The following is a 21,090-nucleotide window of genomic DNA, read 5'->3' on the forward strand; positions in this document are numbered from 1 at the left end:
GCAGAGCCCGGAAAATTTGTGCTAGACCCCAGGTTCTGTTTCGCTGCACCTAGGTTATATTGAGACCTTCATGACAAAACCAACTACATTCCAGGATATTATTCTAACATTGCAGCAATATTGGGCTGCTCAAGGATGTGTCATTTTACAACCATTTGATATGGAAGTTGGCGCGGGCACTTTTCACCCTGCTACTTTCTTGCGAGCCATAGGCCCTGAACCTTGGTATGCAGCATATGTTCAACCTTCTCGCAGACCTACAGATGGTCGTTATGGAGATAATCCAAATCGAGTGCAGCATTATTATCAATTCCAAGTGGTACTTAAACCTTCACCTTTAGACATACAAGATAAGTACTTGGATTCTTTGCGTGCTTTAGGAGTAGACCCTCTGGCAGATGATATTCGTTTTGTTGAAGATAACTGGGAATCTCCTACACTGGGTGCTTGGGGGTTAGGTTGGGAGGTTTGGCAAAATGGTATGGAAGTATCTCAATTTACCTATTTTCAGCAAGCAGGGGGTTTAGTATGTAAACCTGTAACCGGTGAATTGACATATGGCTTGGAACGCTTGGCTATGTATTTGTTAGGAGTAGATAATTTATTTGATCTTCCCTGGAGCAAAACAGCAAATGGGATAATTACTTATGGTAATGTGTTCCATCAAAATGAAGTTGAAATGTCTACTTATAATTTTGAACATGCCAATGTAGAGGAATTATTTAAGCAGTTTGATTATTATGAAGGCGAGGCGCAAAAATTAATTTCTTTACAGCTGCCTTTGCCGGCTTATGAAATGGTGATTAAAGCGTCGCATTCGTTCAATTTATTAGATGCACGCAAAGCAATCTCAGTCACTGAAAGACAACGATATATTTTACGGGTAAGACATTTATCAAGAGCAGTGGCGCAAGCTTATTATCAGGCACGTGAAGCTTTAGGCTTTCCCATGCTTAACCAAAAGGTGTGTGATGGTCAATGATTTTATTTTTGAATTAGGTTGTGAAGAGTTACCTTCTGGTTCAGTTTGGCCTCTGGCTGATGAATTGGCTAATCTTTTGCTAGCTGCATTAAACAAAGCACAATTAGTTTATGGGCAAGTAAAACGTTATGCTACGCCTAGACGTATCGCTGTTGTTATTTTAGGTCTACAAGCAGAACAGCAAAGCCAAAGTATTACTCGGCGAGGCCCTGCATTGGCTGCTGCTTATGATGAAGAAGGTAAACCGTCATCAGCTTTACTTGGTTTTGCAAAATCTTGTGGCGTAAAAGTGGAGCAGCTGACTCGATTAGAAACCGAAAAAGGGGCCTGGATAGTCTATGAGACACAGAGTCAAGGGAATAAAACTAAAGATTTATTACCTTCTTTGATTGGCCAAGCTTTAGCTGCGTTACCTATCTCGAAGCCTATGCGTTGGGGGACAGGTGATGATGAGTTTGCACGACCCGTGCATTGGATAGTTACCCTCTATGGGGATGAAGTCATAGAATATACTCTTTTGGGAATTCAAAGCGGTCGCTTTAGTAGGGGACACCGTTTTCATCATCCACAACAAATTGCCATTCATTCAGCACAAAGTTACGAATCACAAATGAAAGAAGCATTTGTTATGGCTGATTTTGCAAATCGTAGGAAAATAATTCAAGAGCAAGTAAAACAACTGGCAGCATCTTACCAAGCGACAGCAATTATGCCTGAAAGTTTGCTTGATGAAGTAACCTCCATTGTGGAATGGCCTCAGGCATTAATAGCTGATTTTGAAAAAGAATTTCTTGAGGTTCCAGCTGAATCATTAATTGCATCAATGCAATCACATCAAAAATGTTTTGCTCTAAAAGACAAACAAGGAAATTTGTTGCCCCATTTTATTACTGTTTCAAATATTGTTAGCTCCAATCCGAAACAAGTAATTATGGGAAATGAAAAAGTAATGCGTGCTCGTTTAAGCGATGCAGCATTCTTTTTTAGACAAGACAAAAAACAACCTTTAAGTCAACGAATTCCAGGAACAGAGTATGTAGTTTTTCAAGCAAAACTTGGGAGTTTATTAGATAAAGCATTAAGAGTTGAAGCAATGATGACTTATTTAAGTGCTGCATTACATTTAGAAATTCAGCAAGCACAACGTGCCGCACAATTAAGTAAGTGTGATTTGTTAACAGGTATGGTGGGTGAGTTCCCAGAGTTACAGGGATTAATGGGTTATTATTACGCATTGAATGATGGGGAAGACCATGTGGTGGCACATGCCCTAAATGAGCAATATATGCCTCGTTTTTCTGCAGACAGTTTACCTGAATCTGATTTAGGCTTAGCGTTATCTTTAGCAGAAAGAGTTGATACTTTAGTGGGTATTTTTGCTATTGGGCAAAAACCTTCAGGAGTAAAAGATCCGTTTAAATTACGTCGTCATGCTTTGGCCGTTGTTCGTTTACTCATTTCTACTTCTGCCCCACTTAATTTAAGTACTTTAATTGAGCAAGCAATCGTTCACTATGGAGCAACCGTATCCATTGAGCCAAATTTGCGTGATGAATTAAAATTATTTATATTGGATCGTCTACAATCCCACTACCAAGGTCAGGGGTTAAGCATTGATTTAATACATGCAGGTCGTGCTCGTCAAGATGAATGGCTGTATGATTTGGATAAACGACTAAGTGCTTTACAAGCATTTGTTACGCTACCTGAGGCTGCCTCTCTTTCTGCTGCATGTAAAAGAGTGAATAATTTGCTTGCTCAAATAGAGAAACACGTTTTACCTCCGATCAAAGAACAACTTCTTGAAGAGGAGGTAGAAAAATCTTTATATACTCATATAAAACATATTGCTCAAGCAGTGGAGCCTTTATATCGTTCTGCTGACTATAGTTCACTATTGAAATTACTTGCGACTCTGAAAGAGCCTGTCGATGCGTTTTTTGATAAAGTAATGGTAATGGTTGACGATGAAACAATAAAGTCTAATCGCTTAGCACTTTTAGTCCGCTTGCAGGATTTATTACAAGGTGTTGCGGATATTTCATTATTGCAAATATGATTGAGATTACAACAGTAGGTTATGAGCATGAACATTTATATGATAAAGCACATGTACTTGCAAAACAGTTAAATTTTGTTTTAGACCAGCACGCAAACTCTTGTCTTTTTGTTGCTGAAGATAAACTTGCATTGAAAATACCTGGTTTTTCACCTATTTCGGCTGAATTGAGCAGTGTATTTTGGAATAAGCGAAAATCAGAAGGAAAAAGGCAAGGTTTAATTCGTGCTTGTAAACCTAGTATTGGACTTAAAATTATTGATGCTACTGCAGGTTGGGGACGAGATGCTGCGATATTAGCCAGTTTTGGAGCAGAAGTATTAATGATAGAACGTCATTCTGTTATGGCTTCTTTATTATCGGATGCACTATCAAGGAGAAGCGAATCTGATCGACAAAAAATGCATCTATCTCTTTATACTGGTGATGCATATTCTTATTTTAATGCACTCGAAGAGGAAAATTATCCTGATATAATTTATATCGATCCTATGCATCCTGAACGTAGTAAATCAGCATTAGTAAAAAAAGAGATGCAGGTATTGCAGCAAATAATAGGGACAGATGATGATGCGCGGGATTTAATTCAATTAGCGATAACACGAGTCAAACATAGAGTAGTTGTAAAATGGCCACAAAAAAGTAACCCTTTATTGCCGGTAAATGCACAAATAAATGGTAAAACAGTACGATTTGATATTTATTTCCCAAATCCAAAAATAAACATGCTTAAAGGAGAATAATCAATTTCCAGATGCTAGGGTAATAAACTCAATTGTGCTGATTTATAAAAATTTTATGAGGTATATTAAAAAATCCTCATTTAAGATGAGGATTATTTGAAATAAATTGAATTATGGTGCAAGCAGCTATTTCTAGCCATTAGTATAAACAGTACCAGTAGGACCAGCAGTTTCACCACCATTAACGCCGAACATGGTTGTTCCAGTGACGCCCAAAATAGAAGGTAGGAACAATAAACCAGCTGCGATAAAAACTAAAGCAATTGGTGTTCCTATTGGAATTTGAGTTGGATTATCCTTGTGCTGTTTAAATTTCATAATTGCCGCAATAGAAAATGCTAAACCAGCTAAATAAGAACCAGCAGTGATTAATTTAGTTAGGTTTGTAAATGATGAGGTAATTTCTGATGCCATGTCACCAACACTCATATCACCTGCAGCTGCATTTTGACTGACCAGAGCCAATACCCCCAAACATACAACACTGGATAACCAATTTTTATAACTTGATTTATTTATGATTTTATTCTTCACATCGTTCTCCTCAACTTAAAAATATTTTAAATTAGTCTAATTATAATTGTGTTGAGTAAAAAATATCCAAGTTATTGTTTTTATATGTCATATAAATAAGATAGATATTATTTTTTTTTCAGAAAGTTAGAGTGAAACTTCCACTGAAATATAAAACTTAAATTGATCATTACCAAAGTTCTTGTACTGCTAATTATTAATAATTGACTCTAACTTTAATAAAAAATGGGATTGAGGTACGCGAAAATGATATTACCTCATTGCGGATAAGGTGATGCAAAATCAGTGAAAACTGAAGATAGCTGACGCTCTCCCTTTTGATTGTTATGTTTCCAATACACTCACCATGGTTTATCGAGGCGATTAGGGGATGAAGGTGCTATTTCATTACTTTCTGAATGGTTTTTTTGATTATTCATATTATGAATAAAACCTTGAGACAACATTGCTTTTGCGACGCAGTATCAATATTCACTGGTTCAAATAGCTCATATAATTGGTTAAAATTGAGTTCATTATTACAAAGACGAAGAATAAGTTCTGACGTACCTACATTCTTTTCTTCTAAGTAACTCAAACACCGTATAAATGAAAATCGTAGCTGGGAACTGTTGGTTTTTAATGCATTATACACATCCTGAGTAAGGCTATTTAACTTTGTAATACTTAAAATTTCTCCTGATATTGTTTTTGACAATAAATCCTCTACGTCAAATTGAATTTTGGCCTATTAAGCTCAATGAAAGCTAAAAGTTCAGATTCAGAATGATAACCTAAGCAAGTAGTCATTATCCATTTTGCTGATTCAGCATTCAATTGTTGGGCATGATTTACTTTTTCTAAAGAGGGTCGATAACTATCAGTAATATGATCACTCTATCCTCTATATATGGAGTAATGCTATGTAGGGGGTGGTTTATTTAGGAAGGTATCCTTTCTACCATCGGCTTTTAATCCATTGAAAATAAATTGGAATGGAAGGACAAATCCTTATACCATCTGAGCTTAGGTGCATTTGATTTTACTGGGAAAATTTAAGTTTGCTTTTGTTGTAGGGTTGATTTAAAAGATTATCGGCCTCGTCATTTTATGGAATATAACGAGGACTACTATTTTTAATAATTTCTACATGAAACAAATTAGGTTTGTATGTATTCTTCATAAATTCTAGCCGAATTCGGCGAGCTCTTCTCTAAGACGTTTTTCTTCAAACAAATCTTCTATACGTCTTCTTCTTTCTAACTTGGTTGAAGTCGTTGTTTCGGTAGATAGCGTTGTATCAACATTAATATCTTCCATTTCCATCTCATTTTCATCAAATTCACGTGGATCCATAGCCATCTCCTTAGCCTTCAACCATGAGCAATTTTATAAAATACCAGAATTTGAGCTTAGGAAACAGTGGAATTTTTTGAGCATTTATAGGAGAAAAGATATCTTTTAGTTTTCCTTGTCTTAGTGTTTTAATCACTAAAACAAGGTATACACTTTTATGAGGGACCTCTAAGAACTCTTTCTACGTGTTCTTCTAATTCTTTTTCTTTTTCCTGAGTAATTATATCTGCTCCTGTTTTTCCTTTATTTTTTGCTGTAGACAGATCGTCCTTCAATGCATTCGTAATTTCAGGAGGAGATTTCTTGGAAGAAGTAAGAACATTTTTTCTCTCATCAAGTTCTTTACGTTGTTGTTTGGCTTGCTCATGAAGCATGGCGAGCTTTGGCCCATCATCTTTGAAAAGCTCTTGAATATTTACTTCTCTACCCTTGCCATCTATTAATACTATATGCTGTGGTTTTTTAGGTTTTCCGTCGTCACCATATTCAACTGGAGGGAATCCAGCGAGTAGACATGCTTCATAAGCTTGTTTAAGTCTTTGCTTTTCGGTATCGGGATCATTTGGAAAATTAACAGTCATTTTAATTCCACCAAATCCAGCGCGTCTAATTGTTTGAGCGAGGGCGAGCATATCTGCTTTTGGTTTTTCCTGGTTTGCTGGAAAGCTTAGATAGTAACCGGGATCAAAAATTCTAGGAGGAAACTCTATAGTCCAAACACCAGGTTTTTTTTGTTCTATTTTTCTCCCTGTTAAGGTATAAAAAAAATCTAAATCATTGGGATCGAGGGCAGAAATTGACATCCCATCTGGATTAACTTCGGTGTCGACAAAAGTATTTCCCTCGGGGTGCTCCTTGAGTCTTTTGGCTACGGCTGCATCAAGTGCATCAAGCATTTCTTGGCGTTTTTTAGCATCTGTTTGCCCCCAGGCGAATTTTTTCATTTGCTCAGCAAAGATATAGTGTTCCATTTGAGCATTCGCTGCTTTATCTAATAGAGTGATGTTTTCTGCAGCTGCTTTATCAAAAGCGTCTAATTGTTTTTTATGAGTATCTTCAAGTTCTTTGATGAGATTGGATTTTATGTCCTTTATTTCTTCGTCATCATCGATATCTAAAGCCACTTTCAAATTAGCTGTTTGATTTTCTACCGCAACTTTAAATTTATCGAGTTCCATTTTTTGTTGTGCTGCAATGGCATTTCTTGCATTAGTTTGAATTCGATTGAGTTCACCTCGAATATCTTCTACTGAATAGGGTTTAGGAACTTTTTCAACAATTACGTCTTTGAATGCAGCTATTGATCTATTATATGATTCTTTCGCTTTATCATAAAAATCTTCTTTTACAAATACTTTTTCAAATTCTCTTTTTATTTCAGCCTTTTCTGGCTCCTTTCCTCGCAGTAGTTTATCAAAAGTATTTTCTTTATCTGCACCAATTTGCAGTTTAAAATCCGAAGAACTATGAATTCTGCTGGTATCATGATCATTAAAAGCTTTATCTTGAAAATCAAATGCAGATAATCCAATTTGATCACGAAGTTTTTGTAGAAGTTCTTTTTCCGCCTCAGGCGTAAGTTCTCTGTGAATTTTTCGAGAATCGAAAATATCAAATACGCCTTTTCTGAATGTCATAGAGTTTACCTCAAAAGCTTTTAGGTTAAGTAAAGTATATCATCTTTTCATTAAGAGAGAATGATTGGCTGGGTGAGTATTTGATCATTTTTTATCATTATAGTGCAAATTTATTTTTTTTGTGTGTATTTAAATAAATCTTGATGGTGGGGTAACGTTTGAGTCATATTTGAACTCAAACGTTTTTTTATCTTAGTGTTTTAGTAAATTGGGTTGAAGTTTTATTACCAGGCGGGAATAGCTGCATCTCCAAATATATTTTTAGCTTTTTCTTTAACTTCGGGTGAATTAAATGCTTTAACAAATAACTCCAATTTTGCTTTTTTGGGTGAATCACTTCGAATCACAATAACATTGGCATAGGGTGAATCTTTATCTTCACTAAATAAAGAATCTTTAGAAGGACTCAAACCTGCGGGCAAGGCAAAAGTTGTATTAATTATAGCTGCATCTACATCCGGTAAAACTCTGGGTAATTGAGCCGCATCCATTTCTTTAAATTGAAGTTTTTGTGGGTTTGTAGCAATATTCTTTAAACCAGTATCATGAGTATTTTTTAAAGTAATTAAATTGGCTTTTTCCAATAATTGCAAAGCACGCATTTCGTTACTTGGGTCATTAGGTATTGCAATTACGGCTCCTTCAGGTAATTGCTTTAAGGATGTGTGTTTTTTGGAGTAAATGCCTACAGGATATACAAAGGTTCTTCCTATCGCTTCAAAGGGGTAGCTATGGGCTTTCATTGCTGCGTCGAGGTATGGAACGTGTTGATAAACATTGGCATCTAAGCTCCCATCTTGCAATGCTTCATTAGGTAGGTTGTAATCATTAAAAGTCACGATTTTTACATTTAAATGATATTTATTTTTTGCTACTTCCGTTGCTGTTTCAACCAGCTCTGTCTCTGGTCCCGCAATTGTCCCAATAATCAAAGTATTTGGTGGCGAGGGTTTGTGACAAGCTATAAGACTTAATAATAAAACGCAATAAGCTAAAATCCGCATTTAAAACTCCAATGTTGAGATTATGTATCGTAAGTGTCCACGTAATGGCGCCCACTTAAGGAAAACTGATTCCTATTTTTCTGTAGCTCGGCTTAGGTTGACGCCATTAAGTGTTCACCATACACATCAATGATGTAAAAAACGTTTTGCCAAATAATCTCCAATCATTTGTGTCAGTTGTACCATAATAATTAAGATAATGACTGTGGAAATCATAATTCCAGCATCAAAACGTTGATATCCATAGTTAATTGCCAATGTTCCCAAACCTCCTGCTCCAACTGTTCCAGCCATAGCTGAATAATTAACCAAAGTAATGGCAGTGACCGTAATGGCATGAATTAATGCTGGTTTCGCTTCTGGCAATAAAATATGCAAAATGATTTGCCGCGTATTTGCACCCATTGCATATCCTGTTTCGATAAGTCCTGATGGTAAGCTGCGATAAACATTATCTACTAGTCTTGCAAAAAAAGGGATGGCTCCAATTGTTAGAGGCACAATTGCGGCATTTATTCCAATTGAAGTGCCTACTATAAGGCGTGTAAACGGGATGATTGCCACTAACAAAATTATAAAAGGGATGGAGCGTGCCATATTAATGACAGTGGATAATACTTTGTTTACTCGTGGCATTGGTTTGACATGATTGGATGAGTAGAGCCATGTCCCTAAAGGCAAGCCGAGTATTACTGCAAATAGGGTGCTTAGGGTTACCATATACAGTGTTTCACCTGTCGCGATTAATAAATCATATGCCATTGGGAAGGACATAGCCCAATACCTCCACAGTTAGTTTGGCTTGCTGACAGCGCTCAATGAATGCTTCTAGTAAAAACTGGTGTGCGGTGAGCTCAACAACTAAAACACCACAAGTTACTGTATCATAACGATCAATATTTGCGAGCAAGATATTAATATCCAGATTTAACTCCCGACTTGTTTGACTAATAAAAGGTACTGTCGCTTCTTCACCTTGAAAAAATAAACGAAGTAAAGGTTTATCTGTGACATAATCTGCAAGCCTATTCGTAAGGCATTCTGGTAATTCGGGACTAAGTTGGGCATAAAGCATACCGCGAGCTAGGCTGTCTTTTTTATTAAATACATTGGCAAGAGAGGTTGTTTCGGCTAATTCACCATCAACCATAACCGCTAATCGTTTACAGATACGTTTAACCACATCCATTTCATGGGTAATAAGCACAATGGTAATGCCATAAAGAGCATTAATTTTTTTTAATAATGCTAAAATAGAATCTGTTGTCTCTGGATCCAATGCTGATGTTGCCTCGTCGCAGAGTAAAATTTTAGGGGAGCAACTTAATGCACGGGCAATTGCTACTCTTTGTTTTTGTCCTCCACTAAGTTGTGCTGGATACGCCAGTTTCTTCTCAGAGAGCTCCACTATAGGAAGCAACTCTTCAATTTTTCTGCGGATAAATTCCTCATCCAGTCCCTGAATTCGCATAGGAAGCGCAATATTATCATAGACATTTTTAGAGCTGAGTAAATTAAAGTGCTGAAAAATCATGGCCATTTTATGGCGAGCTAAAGCTAAATCTTTTCGGGATAAGCTTGTTAGGTATTGACCATCAATCACGACATCGCCTTGATCAGGACGTTCTAGTAGATTGATACATCTTAATAAAGTAGATTTTCCAGCACCACTTTTACCAATGATCCCGAAAATTTCACCTTCTTGGATAAATAAATTAATGTCACGCAGGACAGATTTTCCGGAAAAGGATTTGGATAATCCAATTAATTCAATCATAATTATAGCCTGGGCTTATGCGTGCGGACGTAAGTAATAGATCATCCCCCTGAAACGATGCATTGGGCACATTTCGCTCGAAAATAACTCTTTGGAAGTTTCTCATACTATGCTGTATGCTATGTTTCCTCAGTATCATTTCATGTGATCTGTACTTAAAGCCAATAGTTTGCATCAACATGAGCTTTAGGGATTTGAGCTATTACGGACGTAAGACTTAGAGGAATGAAAATCATATCCGCTTTAGCCGTGTTTTCAAAAAAAATCTTTTTTGAGCGTCCGCAAGCTGAATTTCAAATCGACGCTAATGCAATATTATACACATATTGTTTATATAAACAAAGTGATACTTTTAAATTTAGCATAATTTGTTAGTGCTCCTTTATAGATATCCAGGGTTATTGCTGTAATTCTTCACGATTTTTAAAATAATCCAGGGCTTTTGGGTTTGCTAGAGATTGCAAATTATTTACCGGTAAACCATGAACTACTTGCCTGACTGCCACTTCCACAATTTTGCCGCTAATTGTACGTGGAATATCTGCGACTTGCAGGATTTTTGCCGGTACATGTCTAGGAGATGCATTTTGTCGAATAATTAAGCGTATTTTGTTGATGATTTCTTCAGTAAGTTTCATATCATCACGTAATTTGACGAACAAAATGATACGAACGTCATCCTGCCAATCTTGGCCAATTACAATACTATCAACTACTTCATCAATTTTTTCTACTTGTCTATAAATTTCAGCAGTACCAATGCGCACTCCTCCTGGATTTAATACGGCATCGGATCGACCATAGATAATCAATCCATGATGTTTTGTGATTTCAGCAAAATCGCCATGTGCCCAAACACCAGAAAAGCGCTCAAAATAAGCATGTTGATATGCTTCTCTTTCAGGATCATTCCAAAAGCCTACGGGCATGGAGGGGAAAGGAGCGGTACAAACTAATTCTCCTCGTTCTCCTCGAATGGGGTCACCTTGTTCATCAAAAACATCTACTGCCATACCTAAACCAAGACATTGTAACTCACCTCGGTAGATTGGAAGCATTGGGTTACCTAATGCAAAACACGAAATAATGTCTGTGCCACCAGATATAGAGCATAGTTGTACATCATTTTTGATTTGGTTATAAACGTAATCGTAATTTTTAGGTAATAGTGGAGAGCCTGTAGAAAGAATACAACGTAAATGAGTTAAATTATATTCATCTTTAGGAACTACTCCTGCTTTTTCAACAGCAGAAATGAATTTTGCACTGGTTCCAAATACTGTTACTTGTTCTTTTTCAATTAATTGAAATAAACGACCATTTTCAGGATAAGTTGGAGAACCCTCATATAAAGTGAGCGTTGCTCCTAATGCCAAAGCAGAAACAGTCCAATTCCACATCATCCAACCACAAGTGGTATAAAAGCATAGATTATCAGTGGCATGAAGATCAGTATGTAATCCCAATTCTTTAAGATGTTGGAGTAGGGTACCTCCAGCACCATGAACAATGCATTTGGGTTTGCCCGTAGTTCCTGATGAAAACATAATATAAACAGGGTGTTCAAAAGGTAAGGAAACAAATTCGCATTGGCTTGCTGGACGGAGAAAATCATTCCATGATTGTGCTTTAGGAAGTAAAGAAATATCTACAGGTTCGTTGGTATTTGGGCAAACTACAATTTTTATGAGCGAGGATATGGCATCATTAAGTTGTTTAATTTTTTCCACGCCACTGTGTTTTTTCCCCTGATATTGGTGGCCATCACATATGAATAAGACTTTGGGTGTTATTTGCCCCAGCCGATCAATTGCAGCTTGAGCGCCGAAGTCAGGTGAGCATGAAGACCATATTGCTCCTAATGAGGTTGTGGCTAACATTGCAATTATTGTGTAAGAAGTATTGGGCATTAAAGCTGCTACTCGATCACCTACCGTGACTCCAATCGCTTTTAGGCCCGCGGCGCATTGAGCAACCTGTATATACAGTTGCTCATAAGTCATTGTTTGTCTGTGATTATCTTCATTAAGACTAATTAATGCGATATGTTGATCTCTACGTGATAAAAGTTTTTCTGCAAAATTAAATTGAGCACCTGTAAACCAGCGTGCTTCGATCATCTCTTTATAATAGTTAAGAATTTGGTGGGGTGGCTTATCAAATTTTAAATGAAAAAATTCGCAAAGTGTTTGCCAAAATGAATCGGGATGTTTGATAGACCAAGTATGCATGTCTTGATAATTTTCAAAGATCTGACAGTGCTTTTGAGCAGCAAATTCCATAAATTGCCACATTCTACTCTTTTGAGGGTTTTGAGGTTTCCATACAATGTCACTCATAATTATTTCTCTCTGTAATTATTATTGAATTTCCATTTGAGGAAATTCTTCTTAGTTGCAGGGAGTAGGAAGCATGGCATTTGCAACTTTTGATTGATTCTTACGCCCCAAAATCTTACAAATCATGTCACCAGCTGCCACAATTTTAAAAATATCTATACCTGTTTCTATTCCTAAACCGTGCATTAAATATAGAACGTCTTCAGTAGCAACATTACCGCTAGCTCCTAGAGCATAAGGACATCCTCCAAGACCAGCTACTGAGCTATCAAAACGATGTACCCCATGCTGTAGCGATGCATAAATATTCGCTATAGCTTGGCCATATGTGTCATGAAAATGCATTGCTAATTGATTTAGAGGTAATAGTTTAAGCACTTGATCTAATACTAAACGTGTTTGACGAGGTGTTCCAACCCCTATAGTATCGCCTAATGATATTTCATCTACTCCTAAGTCTAATAGTTTTTGTGTTACAAGCGCTACTTGTTCTGGTGGAATGCTTCCTTGATAAGGACAACCAAGGACACAGGAAATATAACCGCGAACCCTAATATGATTTTCTTGAGCCAAGGCAAGGACTGGTTTAAAACGAGCAATACTTTCATCAATAGAACAGTTAATATTTCGTTGATTAAACTGTTCGCTTGCTGCTGTAAATACAGCGATTTCTCGAACACCAGCTTCTAAAGCCTTAAGCATACCATGCTCATTAGGCACTAAAGCTGAATAATGGATAGAAGGTGCTTTATCTATTGCCCGAAAGACTTCATTATGATCCGCGAGTTGAGGTATTGCTTTTGCAGAAACAAAACTAGTTACTTCAATATAGCGTAAGCCAGATTCACTGAGTAAATTAACTAATTCAATTTTGTGTTTGCTGGACACGAAAGCAGCTTCATTTTGTAAGCCATCGCGGGGACCTACTTCTATAATAGTTATATGTTGCGGATAGTCCATAATTATCTCTTTTTTATATCTCAAGTTAAGAGTCGGTTTCACTTAATGTTAGTAATTCTTCTCCTTCCTTAACCTGAGCTCCTACAGCATAAAAAACTTCCATCAAAATACCATCATTAGGCGCATGGATAGTATGTTCCATTTTCATTGCTTCAAGAACAATTAAACGCTCCCCAGCTTTGACCTTTTCGCCAATATTTTTTAAAATTGCTACAACAGTTGCTGGCATTGGTGCAGTCAACTGTCCTTTATGAGTTGTTGTTTGTGTACCTAATGTACTCCAATTAAACCGTTCAATCGTTATGGAACCTTGTGGGGAATATAAGGTCAGTGATTGTTTTTTGTTTTCTATTGTGGCTTGATAATTTTGATTTTCTGTTTCAATACGTAGCTGATTGCCTATAAAATTTGCATGAATTAAAAGTTCTTTTTGATTGAATTGAACTTTAAAATTATTTTTATTGATTGCCATAATCAATGCTTCAATCGATGTATCCTTATTTTTATAACGCCAAATCCAATGACTCGACACTAGAGATTGCCAAGCAAATGCTTCTTCAAGTAGTGGGTCTTGGATGGAATTGACCATAGTTAAATAATCAAAACTTACGGCCATAAGTAAAGCTATTTCATAATCAGGTATTGCAATTTTAATATCTTCTTTGCTTAAAAAATCAGTACTTAGCTTTACATCTTTGAAGTTAGGGTGATGACAAATGGCTTGTAAAAATGGAATATTTGTTTTTACTCCACCTATAAAGTAATGAGACAGTGCTTGTTCTATTCTCGATAATGCTTCATCCCGATTAGTGCCCCAAGCGATAAGTTTGGCAATCATTGGGTCATAATACATGGTAATTTGAGATGAAAGCTGTATCCCTGTATCAATACGAATACCATCACCTGATGGTTCTTGCAAAAAATTAATTTGACCAATTGACGGAATGAAATCCTGATGAGGATCTTCAGCATAAATACGACATTCTATGGCATGGCCATAGGATTGAATTTTATCTTGTGTTAATGGCAAAGGCTCGTTAGCTGCAATTTTTAATTGCCATGCCACTAAATCAAGCCCAGTAATTTGTTCAGTAACAGGATGCTCTACTTGTAAGCGGGTATTCATTTCCATAAAATAGAATTGTTCATCTCCATCTACTAAAAATTCAACAGTACCTGCACCTCTGTATTTAATAGAACGGGCTACTTCACAAGCTGCCTCAGCTAGTTTTTGTCGTAAAGACACAGATAAATTAGGAGCTGGTGCTTCTTCAATAATCTTTTGGTGCCGACGTTGAATGGAGCAATCGCGCTCAAATAAATGAACCACATTACCGTGATTATCGGCCATTATTTGTAATTCGACATGGCGAGGATGCAATACTAGTTTTTCTATAATCATGGTGTCATCAGCAAAGCTGGCCATAGATTCTCGTTTAGCTCCAGCTAAGGCCATACTGAACTCTGATTCATGATAAACAGTACGCATCCCTTTGCCTCCACCACCATTGGCAGCTTTGATTAAAACAGGAAATCCTATTTTTTGGGCTTGTGCAAGTAATTGTTCTTCTGCTTGCTCGCTGCCGTGATAGCCTGGAGTTAGGGGAACTTTTGTTTTTTCTAACAATTGTTTTGCTAATTGCTTCGATGCCATAGCTTCCATTGCTTCGATTGAAGGACCAATAAAAATAATATTGGCTTCATAGCAGGCTCTGGCAAATTCAGGGTTTTCAGAGAGAAAACCGTAACCAGGGTGTATGGCTTGCGCACCACAATTTTTTGCAATATGAATAATATTAGTAATGTTTAGATAACTGTCTTTAGCAGGGGCGTCGCCAACAAAGTAGGCGCTGTCAGCGCTGCGTACATGTAAACTTTCTTTATCAACCGAGGAATAGATAGCTACTGTGTGTATACCCATGGATCGAGCAGTTTTAATAATTCTGCACGCTATTTCACCACGATTGGCAATAAGAATTTTATTAAACATGAGAGCCTCTTTAATTGTTACCCCAATTAGGTGTTTCTTTTTTTAAAAATGCATTAAGCCCTTGTTGACCTTCAACTGATACCCTTTTTTGAGCAATTAAGGAGGCGGTGTAATAGACTAATTCTGCATCGATTTTTTTATTTGCTACATAGGTTACCAGCTGTTTTGATGCTCGTACTGCTTCGGGCGCATTGTTACAGATTTGTTGCGCATAATTAAGTGTGAATTCTAATAAATTTTCTTCAGGAACGCAGTGTTGTATCAAATTTAATGACAACGCTTTGGCTGCATCAAAAATCTCTGCACTCATGAATAGTGCTTTAGCATTACGTTCTCCTATGGCTTGAACAACATAAGGGCTAATTACAGCGGGTATTAAGCCTAACCTTACTTCTGAAAAACAAAATCGTGCCGATTGAGCGGCTATAGTGAGATCACAGGCTGCTGCAAGCCCTGCTCCTCCACCAAAAGCAGAACCATGTACCATAGCCACAGTAGGTTTAGGGCTAGTATTTAAACTGTACATCAGATTACCAAGTACCATGGCATCTTTTAAATTTTCTTCTTCATTAAAACGAGCCATGTCTTGCATCCAATCTAAATCAGCGCCAGCAGAAAAATGCTTTCCATTGGCCTTAAGCACAATGACACGAACATTAGAATCAGCTATGGCTGAGTTGAGTTGATCGTGTATTTCAGTCAAAAGGTGATTATCAAAAGCATTATGCTTATTTACTCGATTGAGAGTAAGAATACATAAGTGCCCATAAATTTCAGATAACAAGTCGCTCACGTGTACTCCTTCCTTACATGCGAAATACGCCAAAATGTGTTGAATCAATCGGGGTATTAAGTGCTGCTGATAAGCCCAAACCTAATATTTTACGTGTATCCTGTGGTGCAATGACACCATCATCCCATAAGCGGGCACTGGCATAGAATGGATGTCCCTGAGTTTCATATTGAGCTCGCAATCGAGCCTTAAAATGCTCTTCTTCTACAGCAGACCATTCAGTTCCTTGTTTTGCGAGTTTATCTCGGTTAATTTGAGCTAAAACATTGGCTGCCTGCTCGCCGCCCATTACTGAAATTCGAGAATTTGGCCAAGACCACAGGAACCGGGGATTATAAGCTCGGCCGCACATTGCATAATTGCCAGCGCCAAAACTTCCCCCTACGATGACTGTAAATTTGGGCACACTGGCATTGGCTACTGCATTTACCATTTTAGCACCATGCTTGGCAATACCGGAGGCTTCATATTTTGACCCTACCATAAAACCAGTAATATTTTGTAGAAATATTAATGGAATTTTACGTTGGCAACAAAGTTCTATAAAGTGAGTTCCTTTCAAAGCACTGTCACTAAAAAGAATGCCATTATTGGCGATAATGCCAACAGGATAACCGTATAAATGTGCAAAGCCGCAAACTAGGGTGGTACCAAAAAGTGCCTTAAATTCATCAAATTCTGAACCATCAACAATACGGGCAATAATTTCACGTATATCAAAGGGTTTTCTTGGATCTGCAGGTACTATACCGTTAAGTTCTTTATTGTCATAAAGTGGCTCTAGGGTTTCTATTCGTTTTAGTTGTTGCGGTTTTTTGCGGTTTAAATTGCTGATAGCAACTCGTGCCAGATGAAGTGCATGGGCATCATTTTCGGCATAATGATCAGCTACCCCAGAATGTCGGCAATGAATTTCAGCACCACCTAGCTCTTCAGCACTAATGATTTCACCTGTTGCTGCTTTAACCAGAGGGGGGCCGCCAAGAAAAATGGTGGCTTGATTTTTAACCATAATCGATTCATCTGCTATAGCTGGAACGTAAGCGCCTCCCGCAGTACACGAACCCATAACTACCGCAATTTGGGGAATATTTTGTGCCGACAATCGAGCTTGGTTATAGAAAACACGACCAAAATGATCGTGATCAGGGAATACCTCATCCTGAAGAGGTAAATAAGCTCCGCCTGAGTCGACTAAATAAATACAGGGTAAATGATTCATCAGTGCAATTTCTTGCGCTCTTAAGTGCTTTTTAACAGTTAAAGGATAGTAGGTACCTCCTTTTACAGTGGCGTCGTTGACAACGATGACGCATTCGATGCCACAAACCCAGCCAATCCCGGTAATTATTCCTGCAGCAGGAACTACATCGTCATAGACTTGATAAGCTGCAAGTTGAGAGAGTTCAAGAAAAGGACTGCCAGGATCTAATAATTGTTGTAGTCGCTCTCTTGGTAATAATTTGCCGTGTTTTAGATGGCGAGTACGTGCTTTTTCATCACCACCTAAAGCAATACGCTGAATTTGGTTTTTTAATTCATCTACTAAGGTGAGCATTGTTGCTTGATTAGCCTTGAATTCTTGGCTACCGGTGTTAATTTGACTGATTAATTGTGCCATGCCTTAATCCTTAGCGAACCAAAATATCACTTAAAACAATGATGATCCAAATAATCCAGGTGATTGCAATAAAGTGGGGCATATCACCGCCTTTAAAAATTCTATATACAAGAGCTGGAACAGCAGTAATCGCTACTGGCAATAAGACAAGAACAAGTATTTTACGAACTACAAGCCCCCAGCCGGTTTGGCTGAAAATGGGTGTTAATTTTAAATTAATGTAGGTAAAAAAAAGATCGATATAAACAATGATTAGATGTGCATATTTTGCGAATATTACTACTAAGATGCTAAGTAATAAATAGATAAGACTGTGTCGAAGCATGAATGTCCTTTTTATGATACAGCCTCTCTCTACATACTATAAGAAGAGTCAAAGGTATTTGTCATTCACCAAAAAATATCTCATTACCTCTCAGAGAGAACAACAAAATTTTAGATCTTGTTGTTCTCTCTGAGCTTGCTACTCGGCTGAGATGTTGCGTTAGTGACAGCAACCCTGAGTCTCTTCTCAAGAGAAAGGAACTGTTTATTTTAAATTAATTCAATAGCCATAGCAGTCGCTTCACCCCCACCAATACATAATGAAGCAACACCACGTTTTTTTCCTTGATGTTTTAAAGCGTGTATTAAGGTAACTAAAATACGCGCACCTGAAGCACCAATGGGATGGCCTAAGGCACATGCACCGCCATGAATGTTAACGTGTTCTGGATTTAATTCAAGCTCTTTTATAGCAGCCATAGTGACTACAGCAAATGCTTCATTGATTTCATAAAGATCAACATCGTTTTGTTTCCATGAGGCTTTATTCATAACTTTGCGCATAGCATCGACTGGGGCAGTTGTAAACCACTCTGGCGCTTGTGAGTGGCTTGCATGAGCAACAATACGAGCTATAGGTCTTATACCTCGTTTTTCTGCTTGTCCAGCACTCATCAGGATTACACTTGCTGCACCATCAGAGATGGAGCTTGAATTAGCAGCGGTAACTGTTCCATCTGCTTTAAAAGCAGGTTTTAACTGAGCGATTTTAGCAAGCTTGGCTGCATCAGGACCTTCATCAATGTTTACAGTAACATCCCCTTTACGTGAATTTATTGTTACTGGAGTAATTTCATCTTTGAATGCTCCATTTTCTATAGCTTGAAGCGCTCGGCTCATGGAACGTATAGCGAATTCATCCTGTTGCTCCCTACTGAAATGAAAATGGCTGGCAGTAGCTTCTGCGAAAACACCCATTAATTTGCCTCTATCGTAGGCATCTTCCAATCCATCAAGGAACATATGATCTTTTAATTCACCATGTCCAAGTCGGTATCCAGAACGTGCTTTACTCAGTAGATAGGGGGCATTACTCATACTTTCCATACCACTAGCAAGAATAATATGCGCAGTTCCTGCACGAATTAAATCATGAGCCAACATAATTGCTTTCATTCCAGAGCCACACATTTTATTGACCGTAGTGGCTCCTGCAGTATTAGGTATCCCTGCCTTAATCGCTGCTTGTCGTGCCGGGGCCTGACCAATTCCTGCTTGTAACACACAGCCACTAATTACTTCATCTATGTCTGCAGGGTTAATCCCAGCTTGAGATAAGGCTGCTTGATGTGCGATTGCGCCTAATTCTGGAGCTGAAAGTGTTGATAGATTTCCTAGCATTGCGCCCATAGGAGTTCTTTTTGCTGCAACGATTACAATGTCATTCTGTTCCATTTTTACTTTTCCTTATACTGTTTCTTTAAAAAGTTCTCGTCCAATAAGCATTCTTCTGATTTCGGAAGTGCCAGCCCCTATTTCGTATAATTTTGCATCACGCAGCAAACGACCTGTGGGATATTCATTAATGTATCCATTTCCACCAAGAATTTGAATTGCTTGCAATGCCATTTGTGTTGCTCTTTCAGCTGTATATAAAATGACACTTGCGGCATCTTTACGACTAACCATAGCTTGATCACACGCTTTAGCAATGGCATATAAGTAAGCTCTTGATGCATTTAAATCAGTATACATATCGGCCAATTTACCTTGGATGAATTGAAACTCACCTATAGGTTGTTCAAACTGTTTTCGTTCATGAACATAAGGTAAAACAACATCCATACATGCTTGCATTATACCTACTGGTCCTGCCGCAAGAATAGTGCGTTCATAATCGAGACCACTCATTAATACTTTAACACCTTGATTCACTTCACCTAAAACTTGTTCTTCGGGTACTTCACATTGTTCAAAAACAAGTTCACAAGTATTTGAACCTCGCATTCCTAATTTGTCTAATTTTTGAGCTGTTTTAAAGCCGGGCATTCCTTTTTCGATCAAAAAGGCAGTGATTCCTTTACTTGCTGCATGTTTGTCGGTCTTTGCATAGACTACTAAGACATCTGCGTCAGGTCCATTTGTGATCCACATTTTTGTACCGTTGAGAATATATTTGTTACCTGCTGGACGAGCATGTAATTGCATACTGACTACATCTGATCCTGAATTGGATTCACTCATAGCCAAAGCACCGATGTATTCCCCACTTATAAGTTTAGGCAAATATTTTTGTTTTTGAGAATGACTTCCATTTAAATAAATTTGGTTGACACATAAATTCGAATGAGCACCATAACTTAATCCCACAGAGGCAGAGGCACGGGAAATTTCCTCCATGGCGATTGCATGGGCGAGATACCCCATATTGGCGCCACCATATTCTTCGCTAACTGTAATTCCTAACAAACCCATGTCACCTAATTTTTTCCATAAGTGATGAGGAAAGGTATTTGTTTCATCAATTTGAGCAGCAAGTGGTGCAATTTCAGCACGAGCAAATTGATAAACGCTCTCGCGTAACATATTATAAGTGTCACCGAGTTGATAGTTCGGTCCTGTATACATAGATGACTTCCCGTGAATTTTAACAAATTTGTTAGACTATACCCAATCGAATTGAAGTTGCAAATAAAATTTCTATACGATGGAGAAGATTTCATTATTAACGTGAGTTCGAGATAAGAATGCTGATGACGCATTTCCTCAGCCGAACGCAGATAGGCACGGACCTTAAAATCCTTATCTATATTATTTATCTCTATCCCTGTCTCGCGGTTGTTGTTGGCAGCAGCGACTTCATAGAAACATATAAGCATGGACTCTTAATATAATTTAGAGAATCTCCTTTACCTGATTTAAAAAATCGCCTACTCTTAAGCCGAAAGAAAGCGATGCATTCCTTTCAATACACGTTGCGAATAGGTTGTCATTCGCGCGCAGGTTAGTATCCATTATTTTAGGTGTTATCACGCCTCAAAGCGGGACCTTG

General features: G+C 37.8%; 18 protein-coding genes. 3 read left to right on the forward strand and 15 right to left on the reverse strand.

The window, feature by feature from the left end:
* Window positions 1-70 precede the first annotated feature (70 nt).
* From glyQ to Lsan_RS15375, 3 genes are read left to right on the forward strand one after another with little or no spacing between them, the layout of a single operon-like run.
* Window positions 71-982, forward strand: coding sequence for a glycine--tRNA ligase subunit alpha (gene glyQ, locus Lsan_RS15365; RefSeq protein WP_058515017.1), 912 nt, complete (start codon window positions 71-73; stop codon window positions 980-982).
* Entirely contained in the window at window positions 972-3,041 is a 2,070-nt protein-coding gene (glyS, locus tag Lsan_RS15370; protein ID WP_058515018.1) for a glycine--tRNA ligase subunit beta, read from the forward strand. The genes glyQ and glyS overlap by 11 nt, the downstream gene beginning before the upstream one ends.
* Complete coding sequence (locus tag Lsan_RS15375) at window positions 3,038-3,784, forward strand: class I SAM-dependent methyltransferase (RefSeq protein WP_058515019.1); 747 nt, start codon at window positions 3,038-3,040, stop codon at window positions 3,782-3,784. The genes glyS and Lsan_RS15375 overlap by 4 nt, the downstream gene beginning before the upstream one ends.
* A 132-nt stretch (window positions 3,785-3,916) precedes the next feature.
* Here the strand turns inward: Lsan_RS15375 and Lsan_RS15380 are convergent, their stop codons facing one another.
* The 15 genes from Lsan_RS15380 to Lsan_RS15440 all read right to left on the reverse strand — a co-directional run bounded on the left by Lsan_RS15380 (window position 3,917) and on the right by Lsan_RS15440 (window position 20,666).
* Entirely contained in the window at window positions 3,917-4,318 is a 402-nt protein-coding gene (locus Lsan_RS15380) for a hypothetical protein (protein WP_058515020.1), read from the reverse strand.
* A gap of 415 nt (window positions 4,319-4,733) precedes the next feature.
* Window positions 4,734-5,015: a hypothetical protein gene (locus Lsan_RS23125; RefSeq protein WP_237762156.1), complete on the reverse strand. Its 282-nt coding sequence runs from the start codon at window positions 5,013-5,015 to the stop codon at window positions 4,734-4,736.
* A gap of 470 nt (window positions 5,016-5,485) precedes the next feature.
* Entirely contained in the window at window positions 5,486-5,653 is a 168-nt protein-coding gene (locus Lsan_RS22530; RefSeq protein WP_165482578.1) for a PA3496 family putative envelope integrity protein, read from the reverse strand.
* Window positions 5,654-5,808: 155 nt separating this feature from the next.
* Entirely contained in the window at window positions 5,809-7,290 is a 1,482-nt protein-coding gene (locus Lsan_RS15385) for a hypothetical protein (protein WP_058515021.1), read from the reverse strand.
* A 224-nt stretch (window positions 7,291-7,514) separates the two neighbouring features.
* On the reverse strand, window positions 7,515-8,294 hold the full coding sequence (locus tag Lsan_RS15390; RefSeq protein WP_058515022.1) for a MetQ/NlpA family ABC transporter substrate-binding protein: 780 nt from the start codon (window positions 8,292-8,294) through the stop codon (window positions 7,515-7,517).
* A gap of 126 nt (window positions 8,295-8,420) precedes the next feature.
* Complete coding sequence (locus tag Lsan_RS15395; protein WP_058515023.1) at window positions 8,421-9,068, reverse strand: methionine ABC transporter permease; 648 nt, start codon at window positions 9,066-9,068, stop codon at window positions 8,421-8,423.
* On the reverse strand, window positions 9,046-10,071 hold the full coding sequence (locus tag Lsan_RS15400; protein ID WP_058515024.1) for a methionine ABC transporter ATP-binding protein: 1,026 nt from the start codon (window positions 10,069-10,071) through the stop codon (window positions 9,046-9,048). Before Lsan_RS15400 ends, Lsan_RS15395 begins: the two co-directional genes overlap by 23 nt.
* A gap of 398 nt (window positions 10,072-10,469) precedes the next feature.
* A complete protein-coding gene (locus Lsan_RS15405) occupies window positions 10,470-12,410 on the reverse strand; it encodes an acetoacetate--CoA ligase (RefSeq protein ID WP_058515025.1) in 1,941 nt (646 codons plus the stop codon).
* 51 nt (window positions 12,411-12,461) lie between these two features.
* On the reverse strand, window positions 12,462-13,370 hold the full coding sequence (locus Lsan_RS15410) for a hydroxymethylglutaryl-CoA lyase (protein WP_058515026.1): 909 nt from the start codon (window positions 13,368-13,370) through the stop codon (window positions 12,462-12,464).
* A gap of 25 nt (window positions 13,371-13,395) precedes the next feature.
* Window positions 13,396-15,360 carry an acetyl/propionyl/methylcrotonyl-CoA carboxylase subunit alpha gene (locus Lsan_RS15415; RefSeq protein WP_058515027.1) on the reverse strand — a complete coding sequence of 655 codons (1,965 nt, stop codon included), beginning with the start codon at window positions 15,358-15,360 and terminating at the stop codon, window positions 13,396-13,398.
* 10 nt (window positions 15,361-15,370) lie between these two features.
* On the reverse strand, window positions 15,371-16,153 hold the full coding sequence (locus tag Lsan_RS15420; protein WP_058515028.1) for an enoyl-CoA hydratase-related protein: 783 nt from the start codon (window positions 16,151-16,153) through the stop codon (window positions 15,371-15,373).
* A gap of 13 nt (window positions 16,154-16,166) precedes the next feature.
* Window positions 16,167-17,774: a carboxyl transferase domain-containing protein gene (locus Lsan_RS15425; protein WP_058515029.1), complete on the reverse strand. Its 1,608-nt coding sequence runs from the start codon at window positions 17,772-17,774 to the stop codon at window positions 16,167-16,169.
* A 10-nt stretch (window positions 17,775-17,784) separates the two neighbouring features.
* Window positions 17,785-18,099 (reverse strand): hypothetical protein, encoded by a 315-nt coding sequence (locus tag Lsan_RS15430; protein ID WP_058515030.1) that lies wholly within the window; start codon window positions 18,097-18,099, stop codon window positions 17,785-17,787.
* Between the two features lie 209 nt (window positions 18,100-18,308).
* The gene (locus Lsan_RS15435; protein ID WP_058515031.1) at window positions 18,309-19,493 is read right to left on the reverse strand and encodes an acetyl-CoA C-acyltransferase; all 1,185 of its coding nucleotides are present in this window, start codon (window positions 19,491-19,493) and stop codon (window positions 18,309-18,311) included.
* A gap of 12 nt (window positions 19,494-19,505) precedes the next feature.
* A complete protein-coding gene (locus Lsan_RS15440; protein WP_058515032.1) occupies window positions 19,506-20,666 on the reverse strand; it encodes an isovaleryl-CoA dehydrogenase in 1,161 nt (386 codons plus the stop codon).
* Between the last annotated feature and the right edge of the window lie 424 nt (window positions 20,667-21,090).

The sequence above is a fragment of the Legionella santicrucis genome, assembly GCF_001468135.1.
Classification (GTDB): Bacteria; Pseudomonadota; Gammaproteobacteria; order Legionellales; family Legionellaceae; genus Legionella; species Legionella santicrucis.